The sequence below is a fragment of the Rhizobium sp. 25PS6 genome (assembly GCF_032464655.1).
GTDB classification, from domain to species: domain Bacteria; phylum Pseudomonadota; class Alphaproteobacteria; order Rhizobiales; family Rhizobiaceae; genus Rhizobium; species Rhizobium laguerreae.
Window position 1 is genome coordinate 70,442 of the sequence record NZ_JAWDIV010000023.1, and the last position, 14,247, is coordinate 84,688.

General features: G+C 58.6%; 12 protein-coding genes and 2 pseudogenes. 12 read left to right on the forward strand and 2 right to left on the reverse strand.

The genetic code is table 11. From position 1 onward, the window contains the following. The first annotated feature begins 421 nt into the window (after positions 1 to 421). From RWK44_RS28245 to RWK44_RS28275, 7 genes are all read left to right on the forward strand, one after another. On the forward strand, positions 422 to 1,378 hold the full coding sequence (locus tag RWK44_RS28245; protein WP_316029726.1) for a sugar-binding transcriptional regulator: 957 nt from the start codon (positions 422 to 424) through the stop codon (positions 1,376 to 1,378). 140 nt (positions 1,379 to 1,518) lie between these two features. Further along, positions 1,519 to 2,148, forward strand: coding sequence for an SIS domain-containing protein (locus RWK44_RS28250; protein ID WP_316029727.1), 630 nt, complete (start codon positions 1,519 to 1,521; stop codon positions 2,146 to 2,148). A 4-nt stretch (positions 2,149 to 2,152) separates the two neighbouring features. Beyond that, on the forward strand, positions 2,153 to 3,598 hold the full coding sequence (gene xylB, locus RWK44_RS28255; RefSeq protein WP_316029728.1) for a xylulokinase: 1,446 nt from the start codon (positions 2,153 to 2,155) through the stop codon (positions 3,596 to 3,598). 20 nt (positions 3,599 to 3,618) lie between these two features. Then, entirely contained in the window at positions 3,619 to 4,644 is a 1,026-nt protein-coding gene (locus RWK44_RS28260) for an ABC transporter permease (protein ID WP_316029729.1), read from the forward strand. 69 nt (positions 4,645 to 4,713) lie between these two features. After that, the gene (locus tag RWK44_RS28265; protein WP_316029730.1) at positions 4,714 to 5,673 is read left to right on the forward strand and encodes a substrate-binding domain-containing protein; all 960 of its coding nucleotides are present in this window, start codon (positions 4,714 to 4,716) and stop codon (positions 5,671 to 5,673) included. 58 nt (positions 5,674 to 5,731) lie between these two features. Beyond that, positions 5,732 to 7,231 (forward strand): sugar ABC transporter ATP-binding protein, encoded by a 1,500-nt coding sequence (locus RWK44_RS28270; protein ID WP_316029731.1) that lies wholly within the window; start codon positions 5,732 to 5,734, stop codon positions 7,229 to 7,231. Next, positions 7,213 to 7,911 (forward strand): hypothetical protein, encoded by a 699-nt coding sequence (locus RWK44_RS28275; RefSeq protein WP_316029732.1) that lies wholly within the window; start codon positions 7,213 to 7,215, stop codon positions 7,909 to 7,911. Before RWK44_RS28270 ends, RWK44_RS28275 begins: the two co-directional genes overlap by 19 nt. A 185-nt stretch (positions 7,912 to 8,096) precedes the next feature. Here RWK44_RS28275 and RWK44_RS28280 read toward each other — a convergent pair. After that, positions 8,097 to 8,531, reverse strand: a pseudogene (locus tag RWK44_RS28280) (LysR substrate-binding domain-containing protein); the annotation flags it as partial. A gap of 78 nt (positions 8,532 to 8,609) precedes the next feature. Between RWK44_RS28280 and tnpA the strand changes: the two are divergent. Genes tnpA through tnpC form a run of 3 tightly spaced genes read left to right on the forward strand, consistent with a single transcriptional unit; the run spans position 8,610 to position 11,033 of the window. Next, the gene (tnpA, locus tag RWK44_RS28285) at positions 8,610 to 9,056 is read left to right on the forward strand and encodes an IS66-like element accessory protein TnpA (RefSeq protein ID WP_410056144.1); all 447 of its coding nucleotides are present in this window, start codon (positions 8,610 to 8,612) and stop codon (positions 9,054 to 9,056) included. Then, the gene (tnpB, locus tag RWK44_RS28290; protein ID WP_316029734.1) at positions 9,037 to 9,390 is read left to right on the forward strand and encodes an IS66 family insertion sequence element accessory protein TnpB; all 354 of its coding nucleotides are present in this window, start codon (positions 9,037 to 9,039) and stop codon (positions 9,388 to 9,390) included. The genes tnpA and tnpB overlap by 20 nt, the downstream gene beginning before the upstream one ends. A 53-nt stretch (positions 9,391 to 9,443) precedes the next feature. Next, positions 9,444 to 11,033: an IS66 family transposase gene (gene tnpC, locus RWK44_RS28295; RefSeq protein ID WP_316029735.1), complete on the forward strand. Its 1,590-nt coding sequence runs from the start codon at positions 9,444 to 9,446 to the stop codon at positions 11,031 to 11,033. Between the two features lie 77 nt (positions 11,034 to 11,110). Here the strand turns inward: tnpC and RWK44_RS28300 are convergent. Next, positions 11,111 to 11,590 (reverse strand): annotated as a pseudogene (locus tag RWK44_RS28300) (LysR family transcriptional regulator); the annotation flags it as partial. A gap of 119 nt (positions 11,591 to 11,709) precedes the next feature. On the opposite strand from RWK44_RS28300, the gene RWK44_RS28305 reads away from it, so the two are divergent. Both RWK44_RS28305 and RWK44_RS28310 read left to right on the forward strand, forming a co-directional pair. Beyond that, positions 11,710 to 12,642 carry a VOC family protein gene (locus RWK44_RS28305; RefSeq protein ID WP_316029736.1) on the forward strand — a complete coding sequence of 311 codons (933 nt, stop codon included), beginning with the start codon at positions 11,710 to 11,712 and terminating at the stop codon, positions 12,640 to 12,642. Between the two features lie 174 nt (positions 12,643 to 12,816). Then, on the forward strand, positions 12,817 to 13,734 hold the full coding sequence (locus tag RWK44_RS28310; protein WP_316029737.1) for a LysR family transcriptional regulator: 918 nt from the start codon (positions 12,817 to 12,819) through the stop codon (positions 13,732 to 13,734). The last annotated feature ends 513 nt before the right edge of the window (positions 13,735 to 14,247 follow it).

Here is a 14,247-nt window from a genome sequence, read left to right on the forward strand (position 1 = left end):
AGCCGTCAATGCTACAGATGGAGGCGTGGTCGCTTAAATGTGCGGTTTATAATCTCCGCGCAGATTCCAAATCACATTTGACGCCAAGCGCTGGCAATGATCGCCGTGCATTCCGTCAATACACACGGCTCGAGTGACGTAGCGCTGTCGCCCGGATCTTGAGGCCCATCTGATCGCCAGTCACCCCGGGGAATGAATATTGAGTAACTGATAGAAACCAAGGACGCGATGCCTCACCTTGGGGGTGCTGACGCGTCAACGGCAACGTGTCGCGATTTCAGCGCTGGTCGGGCACACAACGGAACCCGTCTCACCTCTTTTGACAAGTGGCAACTGCTCATCGGGGGTATCGGATGCTCTGGATACAAATGCATCTCGCCAGACATCTTGTCGATGCTAGAATGAGCGCCGATAGGTTCAGATGAGCATAAAGGTATCCGCGATGACACGACGACCGCTTCAGAAGATACAGGCATCACTGGTTGCCCGGCGATTTTATCTACAGCAGCATACAAAATCCCAGATAGCCGATGAATTGGGTATCTCTCGGTTCAAGGTTGCGCGGTTGCTGGATACCGCGCTTGCGGAGGGTATTGTCACCATTGCAATCAACGAGCAAGGAGACCTGCAGACCGAACTTGCGGAGAGCCTCAGGCAAAAATTCAATCTTAAGGCCGCTCTTGTCCTTGACGGTCCGGAACTGGCAGCGGGAGCCCTGATTGAGCCACTGGGGGTGCTTGCTGCCGAGTTTCTCGAGGAAACTCTTGCCGATGGCCAATTGCTCGGCATCGCCTGGGGGCGGACGCTCGCGGCCACCGCGCGGGCCTTGACGAGCCTCCCGAAAGTAGACGTCGTCCAAGCTGCCGGCAGTCCCGCCGGACTGGATTTCGCTCAAAATCCGGTGGAACTGGTTCACCGCTTCGCTCGGGCAAGCGGGGGCACCGCGTTTCCCCTCTTCGGCCCAATGTGGGTAGAGGACCCAAACCTTGTTGAGCGATTACGCAACGAGCCATCCGTCGCAACGGCCATGTCGAAGTATGACGCCATTGACGTGTTCATCGTCGGCATCGGGTCATGGCAACCAGCGGAATCGTGCCTGGCGTCCGGTTTTCCCGAGGAGTGGCGCGTCGAAGCACTGCGACAAGGCGTCTGCGCCGATCTCTGCGCCACTTTGATTGACGCTGCAGGTAGCGAGGTGCCGAACAGGCTAGATGAAGTCGGGCTGAGCCTCACCAGCCGTCAGCTTCGCGCCATTCCGGAGGTGATCGGCGTTGGCGGCGGTCTGGAGAAAACGGAAGCCATTCGTGCTGCTCTTCGCGGAGGGTGGCTGAAGACACTTATCACTGATGCTGGTGTTGCAAGGCGGCTGCTGGCCTGATCGACCACCCCATTTGATGTTCTAAGGTAGAGAATTTGCTCATTGGTATCCCTTATCTTTCTTCGCTCAAATGAGCGCCATGGTGCTCACTTGACGACAATTAACGGCTGCGGTAAAACCTTCCTCACAGGGAGGCAGTCATGCACACTTCACAAAACTGGATGGATCGCGCGAAAGACGTGATCCGGGCTGATGCCGCAGCGATCCTCGGCGCACTGGACGGTATCGATGAAACCATCGTCACCGTCGCCGAGATGTTTGTCGCCTGCAAAGGCAAGATCCTGGTGACGGGCAGTGGCACGTCTGGCGCCATCGCCAGCCGCGCCGCGCATTTGCTGTCAGTCGGTGGAACGCCGGCTTTCTATCTTTCTCCGACGGACGGTCTGCACGGCGGCCTCGGCGTCCTGCAGGCAGACGATCTGGTTTTGGCTCTGTCCAAGGGTGGCAGTTCGGCTGAGCTCAACGAGTTTTGCGAGCGCGCCAAGACGCTCTGCGCGGGACTGATCTCCGTTACGGCGTCGCCCGAATCGTCGCTCGGCAAGATCTCGGACCACGTGATCCGCCTGACAGTCCCCGCCGCCTCTGATCTTGGCGCTGTCGTTGCGACGGGGAGCTCTCTCGCAACGGCGGCCATTACGGACGCGCTTGTTGAAGTATGCCGTGTCGGCAGAGGCTACGGGTGGGATAAAATACTCTACACCCATCCCTCTGGAGCTGTCGGCCGTGATGCCGTCGACAGTCTCAGGCGTCTTCAGGAAGCGCAGGATTAAGGCGATGAAGCGCGATCTTGTTGCCGGTATAGACTCCTCCACCCAGTCCTGCACGGTCGTGCTCAGGCTGGCTGAAGACGGCGCATTCGTTGCGGAAGCTCGCTCACCGCACCCGGTGACGACGCCGCCAAGAAGCGAACAGTCTCCCTTGGCCTGGTGGGGCGCTTTTCTGGCTGTAATGGATCAGTTGCAGGCCTATATTCCGCGGATTGCCGCGCTTTCCGTGGGCGGGCAGGGGCACGGCCTCGTCATGCTGGATGCCGCCGGCGTTCCGCTTCGTGATGCCAAACTCTGGAATGATACCGAGTCCGCGCCTGATGCGGCTCGTCTTCTGGAACAACTCGATCCTCAGTCCTGGGCCGATCGCACCGGGTCCGTTCCGGCGGCCGCGTTGACGATCAGCAAGCTGGCGTGGACCGAGCGGGTCCATCCGGGGCTCGTTGGCCGCGCCAACACCATTATGCTGCCGTCGGACTACCTCGTCTACAAGCTCTCCGGCAGGGCGGTGACCGAGCGAGGCGTCTCCTCGGGTACGGGCTACTTCAATCCTTTCACCAACGCCTGGGATCCATCTCTGGCAGAACTCGCGGCGCCTGGCATTGACTGGTCGGCGGTATTGCCCGAGATCATCGGTTCCAGTGACCGCGCGGGAACGGTCCCGGCAGGACACGAAATCAGCGGTCTTGAGGGCGCTGTCGTCGGGGCTGGCTCGGGCGACAATATGACCGCCGCCCTTGGCATGGGAATTCGCCAGGGCGATGTCGTCATCTCGTTCGGCACGAGCGGAACGATCTACGGCATCAGTGACATCGGCATCAAGGATGGCACCGGTGCGATCAACGGTTATGCCGATGCCGCCGGCGCATTTCTGCCAATGGTGACAACGCTGAACTCCGCAAAGGTGACCGACGCGTTTCGCCGGATCCTGAACGTCGATGTCGAACGCTTCGACCAAATGGCGCTTGCCACGCCGGCGGGATCGAACGGGGTCGTCCTGGTTCCTTACCTTGACGGCGAGCGAACACCAAACCTCCCTGATGCGACCGGCAGCCTTTCAGGGCTCCGCAGCGACGTCACACCCGGCCAAATTGCGCGCGCCGCGGTTGAGGGCGTGATCTGCGGTCTTCTTGAGGGTGGCGATCTTCTTCGGGCCGAGGGTCTGAAGACGGACGGCCGCCTGATCGTTACCGGCGGCGCCTCCCGTTCGGCGACATACAGGCAAGTGCTTGCGGATCTGACGGGGCGACCTGTGTGGACATGCGAACTCGCGGAAGCCGCAGCAGCTGGCGCTGCAGTACAGGCTGCCGCCGCGCTCATGCGCCGTAATACAGCTGACATCGCCGAGGAGTGGACGCCGACCTATAAACTGGTCGCTGAGCCGAATGCGGAGGCATTCAGCCGGGCTGAAGAGGTCAGAAGCAATTATCGAAAGGCGCGCGGGCTTGCCTGAACGCCCCCAGGGAGGATTCCATGACGGACATCACAAAGTCACCGTCTGACACAAAATCAGGCATCCGAATTCCGGCTGAAGCGGGCATCGCGTTCGTTCTTCTTGTCGTGCTGATCGCCGGTTCGATCGCATCGCCGAATTTCATGACGCTCTCGAACATGTTCGTGCTTTTGCTGAACGGCGCGGTCATCGGCTTCTTGTGCCTCGGTCAGTCATTCGTTCTCTTTACAGGCGGAATTGATCTGTCCTGCGGTTCGATCGTCGCCATGACCTGCGTCATCGCCGCCGTGCTTATCCAGACAGTTGGTATTCCATGGCCAGTCGCTTGTGTTCTGGTTCTCGGTATCGGTGCGTTGGCCGGAGCCGTGAATGGTCTCATCATCACGAAGACCGGCGTACCGCCCTTTATCGTGACCTTCGCCATGATGGGCGTCGCTGCATCGATCCCGCAGATCATTACAGGTGCCGAATCCATACGTGTGCTTGAACTTGGCTATAGGATGATCGGCCAGTCCCGGGTCCTTGGTATTCCGTTTCCTGTCATCGCTCTTGCGATAAGCGTTGCGGTTGCGGCGATCTTCATCAAGAGGACAGTCACCGGTACCCATATTTTTGCCGTCGGCGGCAATGCTGAAGCGGCGCGCCTGGCAGGTGTCAATACGTCACGTATCACGATCCTCGTCTATGCGATCTCCGGTTTCTGTGGCGCCTGTGGCGGCCTGATCTACGGGTCCCGCTTGATGACGGGTTATCCGACCGCAGGCCGCGGCGACGAGCTTTTCTTTTCGATTGCAGGCGCAGTCGTTGGTGGCGTCAGCCTGTTCGGCGGTATCGGTTCGATCTATGGCGCAATGATCGGTGCGACGCTGATTGCGACCATCTCCAATCTGATGAACGTGCTCAACGTCAGCGCCTATTGGCAGCCGTTGGTCATCGGCGTCATCATTCTTGTCGGGGTCACCTTCGACACGTTGCGTTCTTCCAGCCGCCTGTCTCTTCCGTGGAGCAGGCTGCTGAAAGGGAAGTTTTCGGGCGGCGCAAAGTAACTGCCCCGAAAGAGGAAGCTGCATGGTGCAGCGTCCTGGGAATGAACATCATCTCATGAGGAGTGCAAGATGACGAAGTCGTGGAGGAGTGCAAAACTGGCTCTGTTGGGGGCATCGCTGTTGGCCATTGCCAGCGCGGCCCAGGCCGCGGACGCCAAGGTGTTGGGCGTATCCCTGCCGAACCTGACCAACCCTTATTACGTTGCCATGAAGAAGAGCTTTGAGGAGAATGCCAAAGCCAACGGCTTTGACATTCGCGTCCTCATTGCCGACAACGACGATGCAAAGCAGCTGTCTCAGGTTCAAAGCCTGGTGCAGCAGGGTGTTTCCGCGGTCGCGTTGAACTGCGTGTCATCCGGTCCGTGTGTCGCCTCGGTCTCGGAGCTCAACCAGGCCAAGATCCCTGTGTTTACGATCAACCTTCTTCCCGATCCGGAAGGTCTCAAGGCTGAGAACCTGAAGGTCGAGCAGGCGGTACAGACCGATCAGAAGGCCGGCGGCAAGTTCATCGGCGAGCAGCTTCTGAAGGATATCGGCGCAGACGGCAAAGCGGTTGTCGGCATCGTCGGCGAACCGACGTCGGTTGCGGCAAATGCGCGTGACGACGGTTTCAAAGAAGGTCTTGCTTCCAACAAGAACGTCAAGTTCGTGGCCCTCGTGAACGGCAAGGTCGAAGAAACGACCGCGCTGAAGGTTACGACTGAAATGCTGCAGGGAAATCCCGAGATCACGGTGGTGTATTCCGATACGGAACCGGCAGCACTCGGCGCGTTGGCTGCGATCCAGCAGCTCGGCAAGGAAAATGACGTGAAGCTCTACGCTTTCGTCGACAAGCTTGGCGTCCAGTATATTGCGGAAAACACCATCCTCAAGGCCGGCGCCATCCAGGAGCCGGCGAAGCTGGCCCAGATCCAGGTCGAAAACATCAAGAAGTTTCTGGCTGGCGAGAAGCTCGAGCCTGTGATCGACAACCCGCCATTGCTTGTCAACAAGGACAATGCGGCGGCAACGGTCGACAAGGCTTACTGAGGTCAAAACAGCGTGGGTCGGTTTCCGGCCCACGCAATCCTTGCGGGAGGTCCTGAAGATGGCGTCTGAAAACAGCTACAAAGCATCCGGTATCACCAAGGCATTTGCCGGCGTCGGCGTGCTTCACGGTATCGACTTCGAAGTTCGCGCCGGAACGATCCACGGCCTGTTCGGGCACAACGGTGCCGGCAAATCCACGCTGTTGAAGATCTTGGCCGGCGCGCAGCCGCAGGACAACGGTCAGATTTCGATCGACGGAGAAGACATCACTCTTTCCTCCCCACGCGATGCGCTTTCCAAGGGGATCGCGTGCGTTTATCAGGAATTGCGGCTGATCCCAAATCTGAGCGTTGCCGAAAATCTCTTCCTTGGCCGAGAGGTCTCCATCCGCGGTGTCAAACAGATCGCGGTGATGAACAACTACGCCCAGCGCCTGCTGTCCGAGCATGGTGTTCACATCGACCCAAGACGTCCGGTCGGCAGCCTTTCCCACCCGGAAAAGCAGTTGGTCGAAGTGATCGCCAACCTCGATGGAAAAGCGCGCTTTCTGTTCCTCGATGAGCCCACGACGGCGCTTGACGGCAAACAGTCCGAAAAGCTGCTCAGCGATGTGCGCAAGATTGCCCTGGAGCGCAACATCGGGGTCGTGCTGGTGTCCCACAAGCTGGACGAAGTCCTGTCCGTCTGCGACGAGGCAACCGTCCTGTCCGGGGGGCGGGTCGTGTTTCATGCGACCGGCGAAGGGCTGCAGAAGCAGGCGATTGTCGACGCGATTGTCGGCGATGCACACGGAAGGACCGTGGAGGTGCAGCGCCAGGCAAGACAGGCGGGCGAGACTTATCTGACGGTTGAGAACCTGCGCGGGACCAAACTGCGCGATGTCAGTCTGGAAGCCAGACGCGGCGAGGTCCTTGGTCTATACGGCCTGGTGGGTTCCGGCCGGACGCGATTTTTGCGCTCCTTATACGGAATGGAAAGCGTTGTCGGCGGGCAGGTCACACTGGCCGGCAAGACCTACCATCCACAGTCTCCGGGCGATGCCATCGAGAAAGGCATCGCGATGCTGACCGAGGAGCGGAAGATCGACGGCTTTGTCCCGTTGATGTCGGCCTACCAGAACGTCGCCCTGTCGACGCTGAAACGCTACCGCAAGAATGGTCTGGTGCAGATCAAGGATGCCACTGAATCGGCGAGCAGGACGCTTGCGCGAATTGGAACCAGGGGCAAACTCGACGGACCGATCAAATCGCTTTCCGGCGGCAATCAGCAAAAGGTCCTGCTGGGGCGCATCATCGAACAGAGCGCCGACCTGATATTGCTGGACGAGCCGACCAAGGGTGTCGACATCGGGGCGAAGGCGGATATCTATGCGATCATTCGCGCGCTTGCCGACGAAGGCCGTTGCATCATCGTGGTTTCCAGCGAGGAAGAGGAACTCATGGAAATTTCCGACCGCATCGCCGTCTTCCAGCACGGCCATTGCGACGGAAAGGCAATACCGGTTTCGCAGGCGTCCCTTGGAAGCCTCCGGCAGGCGGCATGGGCGCCGGCAGCATGATGAAGATTTCAGCCTCGCTCTACGCTGCGGACCCGCTTCGCCTTGCCGAGCAGATCGACGCCGTGGCAGACCATGTGGATTCACTGCACATCGATATCATGGACGCTGCCTTCACGCCGGAATTCGGTCTTTGCGAACGGCTTGTGCGCGACGTCGCAAACTATACCAAGCTGCCGCTGGACGTGCATCTCATGCTGCGTCATCCGGCCAAAGCTGCGGTGCGCTTCGCGGAGATGGGCGCAAGATCGATTGCCTTCCATGTCGAAGGGGACCATTCGGTCTCGGAGATATCGAATGCGATACGACACAATGGCTCGTTGGCTTATGTCAGTCTCCGGCACACTACTCACGTCAGCGAACTCGAACAATTCTGCGACTACGCCGACGGATTTCTGTTCCTCACTGCTCCAGCGGGGGGAGGGCCTTTTGACGACGCTGCTTTCGCCCGCCTTGAAGGCCGGCCCTCGGGCTTTCCCACAACTGTTGACGGAAAGGTAGGGCTTGGAGAACTCAAGCAGATGCAAAGTCTGGGCGTAGACACGGCGGTTCTCGGCGCCGCCTTGTTCGGAAGCGGAGATGCATCGACGCGCTCCGCTGAGATTGCGGGCTTGGTCCGCGTGCAAAAGCAGTTTCCGGCTCTCGACGCAAACCAAGCTTTCATTGTCGATGTGAATAGATAGGTTTGTTGCCGTGAGGATGCCCTTGTCGCAAGAGACCACCGCGACACTGATCGCCAACGCCTGCGGGGAGGGCGGATCCTGCGCCCGATACGCATCCGCGACCGAGACCTCTGGGACCTGCAAGCGCTCGTCGCCGCCGAGATCACCGCAATGCAGGACCGACGGGGCGGGCGGTATGCGTGACGTCAGTCAAGCATGACCATCTGAGCCGCCACCTGCTCTTCGAAGAATTTCGAGAAGGAGGCGATGCGAGGAGGCAGTGCCTGATAGGGTGGGTAGTACAATGTCAACCACAGGTCTGGCGGTGCCCAGCCCTTGAACACATGCATGAGGCGCCCGGTCCGCAAATGCTCCGAGACATGGAAGTTCGGTAGCATGGCGACGCCCGAGCCATCGGCGGCCATGTCGGCGAGTACTTCGCCGTTGTTGGCGCTGAACGCCCGACCGGCCGAAATCGTCATGCTCGATCCGCCATCGGACAGAACCCAGTTCTCACGTCGGCTTTCGCCGCTATAGGCCAGGCAGTCGTCCGGGGTCAGCTCATTCGGATGCTGCATATCGACGAACCGGCTTCCCGGCGCTGCAACGAGAATGCGCGGCACGATACGGATTTTCGTAAGCGCGAATTTCTCCGCACCTTCTGCAATTGAGTGAGCTTTGGCATGTGGTGTCCACTTAAAAGAGGTGGACACCAAGTTATGGATGAAGGTCAAAAACTCGCGGTACGGCTGATTGGTCGGAATGGAAGACGCCGCTTCGATCAAGGGTCGAAGGATCGCCTTGTTGCTGCCTGCCTTGAGCCCGGCGCATCGGTATCGAAACTAGCGCGAGAACATGGGGTCAATGCGAACCTAGTTTGGAAATGGATCAGGAAGCACACCCAGGCCCATCCACTATCGCCGTCTTCGATATCTGCGTTTATCCCGGTTCAGGTCGCGGCCCCGAGCAGGGAGTTCGACATTGAGATGCCTGCGGTGGATCGCGAAGAGCGATTGCCGAGAATGGACAGGAACGGCCCACTTTCCTCTCCAGCAAAGGTGAGCGCGTCCCTGCCCAATGGCGTGAGACTGACGCTGGAGTGCAATGATCTTGGCGGATTGACGGCAATCATAGGAGCGTTGGGTCATGTTCAGACTGGGCGCTGATCTCAAGGTCTACCTGCATCGGGAGCCGATCGACTTCCGGGCCGGCATCAACAGCCTTGCGGTCCTGGTCGAGGAGACGATGGCGCTGGACCCGTTTGCCCCTGCGGTGTTTGCCTTCTGCAATCGCCGGCGTGACCGAGTGAAGCTTTTGTTCTTTGATCGGTCTGGGTTCGTGCTGGTCCTGAAGCGATTGACCGAGGACAAATTCCGATGGCCTCGCCGGGAGGTGCCGGTCGTTGTGCTGACGACGGAACAGCTGCATTGGATCCTCGACGGCATCGATATCGACGCGATGGTGCGCCATCCGGTGCGGCAATATCAGATTGCCGGCTGAGGATGGCGAATTGAGCTGTTGACGCGCGGTGGCGGTTCAGATTCAAGAATCTGATGACTCGGGCCAGCGAACCAAGCGTTGCAGAGCTGATGGCACAGTTGGCGGCAAATGCTGCCGAAATCGCTGTGCTTAAAGCCGAGAAGGAAGCGCTCTCGCAACGTGTCGTCAAGCTGGAAGAGGAGCTGGCGCTCGCACGGCTGCACCGTTTTGCCCCGCGCAGCGAAAAGCACATTGACCGCCTCTTCAACGAAGCCGAAGAAGCCGCGGACGAGAATGATCGTTCTTATGGCGACGACGTCGCCGATCTCCCCGATACAGGGCTGCCAGCAGTCGATGGCGCCGCGGGTAAAAAGCGGGGCCGCAGACCTCTGCCAGAAGACTTGCCGCGCGAGCGTGTCGAATACGACCTTGCTGACGATCAGAAGACTTGCCCGTGCTGCAACAGCCAAATGCATCGCATGGGCGAGGCCGTTACCGAACAACTCCATATCGAGGTCAAGGCAAAGGTCCTGCAGAATGTGCGGTTCAAGTACGCTTGCCGCCACTGCGATCGCACCGGGATCAACACGCCTGTGGTAATCGCACCGATGCCACCGCAACCATTGCCGGGCAGCATCGCCACCGCCTCGACGCTGGCCTTCGCGCTCGTGCATAAATACGTCGACGGCACACCGCTCTACCGCGTGGCGCAAACGTTCGAACGGGCCGGCGTTCCGATCAGCCGGGGTGCTCTTGCTCACTGGGTGATCGGTTCAAGCGAGAAGCATCTGCATCGTCTCTACGACGCTCTGAAGCTGCGGCTTCGATCGCAGCCTCTTGTTCATGGCGATGAGACGACAGTTCAAGTCCTTAAGGAAAAGGACAAGGAGGCCACCAGCACGTCCTATATGTGGGCTTATCGAAGCGGCGAGGACAGTGACGAGCCGATCGTGCTTCTCGATTATCAACCGGGCCGCGGTCAGGTCCACCCGCAGACCTTTCTCGGCGACTACCGCGGCATATTGGTGAGCGATGGCTACACAGCCTGGCGCACATTGCATGGCGCAACCCATGTCGGATGCATGGCTCATTCACGGCGGCGCTTCGTCGAGGCTCTCAAAACCAGGAAGAATGGAGGCGGACCGCCGGAACAGGCACTCCGGTTCTTCGAGCAGCTCTACCGGATCGAAAAGCAGGCGCGAGACAGAAAGCCCGACGCCGGCGAAACGCAGGCCGATTGCATTCGCCGTTTCCGGCAACAGCACAGTCTGCCTGTCCTCAACGCTCTTAAGACGTGGCTCGATACCATCGCGCCAAAGGTCTTGCCGGATACCAAGCTCGGCGATGCCGTGTCCTATACCCTGAACCAATGGAATTACCTGACGCGCTACACCAGCGACGGCAGGATGCCGATCGATAACAGCATTCTGGAACGCGAGATCAGAGTTTTTGCGACCGGAAGAAAATCGTGGCTGTTCAGCGATACCGCCGACGGCGCAAAGGCCAGCGCCCTGATCTACAGCCTGATGCTGACTTGCCGCGCCTGCGACGTCGATCCACTCACCTGGCTGCGCCATGTGCTCACTGAGTTGCCTCAGCGCGAAGAAGCCGACGACATCGGCGACCTGCTGCCGTTCAACTTCTCCAAAACCTCCGCTGCCTGACAGACCCGGATATCGCTTCGCAAAAGCGGCTGGTTCAGAGATGCCGCCTACGTCAATGTGCATGGAAAGTCGCGCTTACGGATTTTCCGCCAGATCGTGAACTTGTCCGATGGCTGGGAGGAGATGCGGATCGCTAGATCGTAGTCGTCATCGACAATGTTCACGAGCCCGTCGGACAAAGAGATCTCGAAGCCCATCTTCGGATACCGCTCCTTGAATCCTGACAGGATTGGCGGCAGCACGGCCTTGCCGAACCATGTGGGTGCGCTGATGCGCAACCTTCCCTGGTCCGCCTTATGGGCATTCACCACGTCGCGGCGGGCTTCTTCGAGCGCCTTTACCGCCGGCTGGATCTGGGCGGCGAAGATGGCGCCATCCGTGGTCAGGGAAACCTGGCGCGTCGTCCGCACGAACAGTTGCACACCAAGTTCTGCCTCCAGCGCTGCTATGGCACGGGTAACGGCCGCCGGCGTCATGTCGAGTTCGCGGGCAACTTGGGCGAAATTCCGCTTTTCGGCTGCAAGCAGGAAGGTCCGAAGAGCTTTGTAATCGTTCATGGGATTGTTTCAAAATGAGCAACACATTCAAAATGAATATTGCAATTCTCTGGATTGATCAATCCGCCTAGATATTCGTCAACAGCCAAACACGAACGGCGACATTGAAAGGCCAGGACATGATCAAGGATATCAAGGGACTGCATCACGTAACCTCGATGGCTTCGGATGCGCGTCAGAACAATCGCTTCTTCACTGACACGCTGGGCCTGCGCCGCGTCAAGCAGACTGTTAACTTCGACGATCCGAGCGTCTACCACCTTTACTACGGCGACGAGAACGGCTCCGCCGGCACCGTCATGACCTACTTCCCGTTCCCGAACATGATGCTGGGCCGTCCGGGTGTGGGGGAAGTCGGTGAAACACAGTTCTCAGTGCGCAAGGGGGCTTTGAAGTTCTGGCAGGATCGTTTGACCGCACAAGGTGTCGGTGGCCTGGAAACTGACACCACATTCGGCGCCAACAGGCTTCGTTTTATGGGTCCAGACGGCGACAGCCTAGCGCTGATTGAATCTGCCGATGACAACCGCGCGCCATGGCTAGCGGACGGCATTCCGAGCGACGCGGCTATCCGCGGTTTTGCCGGTGCGCGTTTCAGTCTGCACGACACTGCAGCGACCGAAGAGCTTCTCGGCTTCATGGGTTACCAGCGTGCCGAGAAGGAGGGTGACGTGACCCGGTTCATCATCCCCAATGGAAACGGAGCTGACACGATTGATCTCGCCGCATTGCCGAAAACACCTTTTGCGCGGCAGGGTGCCGGTTCGGTCCATCATATCGCCTTTGCCGTCGAGAACCGCGAAAAGCAGCTTGAGGTTCGCAAGGCGCTGATGGACACGGGTTATCAGGTCACGCCCGTCATAGATCGTGATTATTTCTGGGCAATCTACTTCCGGACACCGGGTGGCGTGCTGTTCGAGATCGCCACGAACGAGCCTGGGTTCAACAGGGACGAGGACACAGCACATCTGGGCGAAGCGCTTAAGCTACCGAGTCGCTATGAGCAGTTCCGCGATCAGATCCAGGCAAATCTCGAACCTTTGGCAGCCTGATACTACCACTGAAACTGGGGCGTCTCGAATTCTGGGCGCCACATGTCTACCCAGGCGGCGCCATGAGGCTTTGCAAGGAAGATTTCAAAGATTCGACTGCGCCCGACGTCCTGTGCAACAATCGATGATTTAGCCCCAAAACATCGCACACATAGATTTCGATGGAGAGTTGCCATGGATCAATTGGGAGCAATCAGAGCCTTTGTTCGCGTCGTCGAGGCTGGTTCCTTTGCAAAGGCTGCAGGCACGATGGGTGCGCCAAGGTCCACCGTGAGCAAGCTTGTTCAGGATCTTGAGGCCAGCTTGAGCCTCAAATTGCTGGAACGAACGACACGTTCACTCACGGTGACACCCGAGGGCGTTGCTTACTACGAGCGCGCCCTCCGCCTGATCGCCGATTTCGATGAAATGAACAACGAGGCGACCCGCGGGCGCCTTGCCACCAGGGGAAAACTTCGTGTTGACGTAGGAGGGACCTTCGCCAATACGATTCTGATCCCTCGGTTGCCAGAGTTTTACGCGCTCTATCCAGAGATCGAGTTGCACCTTGGTGTGACAGAACGTCAGGCGGACATCGTTGAAGAGGGAATAGATTGCGTCATTCGTGCCGGAGATCTGCCCAGCGCATCTCTTGTTGCGAAGAAACTATGCAGCGTCGAGATAGTCACCTGCGCCACCCCGGCGTACCTCGAAAAATACGGCGTGCCAGCTTCGCCATCGGATCTGCAGCGTGATCATGTTTTCGTTCAGTACTTTTTCGCACGCAGCCTGAAGGCCGCACCAGTGCGATTGATGAATGGTGACGAGAAAATAGAAATCTATAGCCCCATCAAGCTATCCACCAGTGATGCGACTGCGCATTTGCATGGAATATTAGCAGGGCTGGGTATTGGACAGACATTTGAATTCCTTGCGCGCGCCCATATCGCTCGCGGCGCACTGGTCCCCATCCTGAAGGATTGGGCGCCACCACGATATCCTGTTCACATAGTCAGACCAGCGGGCCGGTTTCCGAGCGTGAAGTATCGGGTATTTGCAGACTGGGTTGCGGGCGTGTTTTCTGCCTACGATGAGGGCATCGCCACGTCCTGATAGCTTTATCCATATCCATGGATAGTTACTCCACAACGGCGGGCTTCTCCACGTTCTCCTTTGACGATATCCCACGGCTGATGTGAGCCCGTGGCTCTATCCCGAATGGGAGTATGCTGTGACAGGCTTGGCTCCATGGTCGCACGAACCCACCTGCAATTTGGAATAACGGTTGTTCAGATCAAGTATAAGGCGACGTGATCGCGATATGGGGCGTCAATGCCAACGATGACCCGCCCATCTTGTCGCGTCAATACCCAACGGCAGACTGCCCAGGATTACGCGGCTCACACACCGCGCAACCGTTGTTCACTGGCAGTGCCGCGCAGAGCAAATTCAACCAAATCGCTTCCCACCGAACAGCGGAATCAAGGACGCTGCAGAGGTCTTCAAGGCCGACTCTGCGCATCAAATTCCCTTCAGAAGTTTTCGGAACGAGTGGCCGCGTATCGCAGCCCCGTGCGAAGTCCGCAGCTTAGCCGGATCGAGAGATTATTATTGCGATAGAAGCAA

Coding starts and splice junctions, on each gene's coding strand:
- RWK44_RS28250 (WP_316029727.1), top strand. CDS start 1,519: ATGCACACTTCACAAAACTGGATGGATCGCGCGAAAGACGTGATCCGG.
- RWK44_RS28310 (WP_316029737.1), top strand. CDS start 12,817: ATGGATCAATTGGGAGCAATCAGAGCCTTTGTTCGCGTCGTCGAGGCT.
- tnpC (WP_316029735.1), top strand. CDS start 9,444: ATGACTCGGGCCAGCGAACCAAGCGTTGCAGAGCTGATGGCACAGTTG.
- RWK44_RS28275 (WP_316029732.1), top strand. CDS start 7,213: ATGGGCGCCGGCAGCATGATGAAGATTTCAGCCTCGCTCTACGCTGCG.
- tnpA (WP_410056144.1), top strand. CDS start 8,610: ATGGATGAAGGTCAAAAACTCGCGGTACGGCTGATTGGTCGGAATGGA.
- xylB (WP_316029728.1), top strand. CDS start 2,153: ATGAAGCGCGATCTTGTTGCCGGTATAGACTCCTCCACCCAGTCCTGC.
- tnpB (WP_316029734.1), top strand. CDS start 9,037: ATGTTCAGACTGGGCGCTGATCTCAAGGTCTACCTGCATCGGGAGCCG.
- RWK44_RS28260 (WP_316029729.1), top strand. CDS start 3,619: ATGACGGACATCACAAAGTCACCGTCTGACACAAAATCAGGCATCCGA.
- RWK44_RS28305 (WP_316029736.1), top strand. CDS start 11,710: ATGATCAAGGATATCAAGGGACTGCATCACGTAACCTCGATGGCTTCG.
- RWK44_RS28245 (WP_316029726.1), top strand. CDS start 422: ATGAGCATAAAGGTATCCGCGATGACACGACGACCGCTTCAGAAGATA.
- RWK44_RS28270 (WP_316029731.1), top strand. CDS start 5,732: ATGGCGTCTGAAAACAGCTACAAAGCATCCGGTATCACCAAGGCATTT.
- RWK44_RS28265 (WP_316029730.1), top strand. CDS start 4,714: ATGACGAAGTCGTGGAGGAGTGCAAAACTGGCTCTGTTGGGGGCATCG.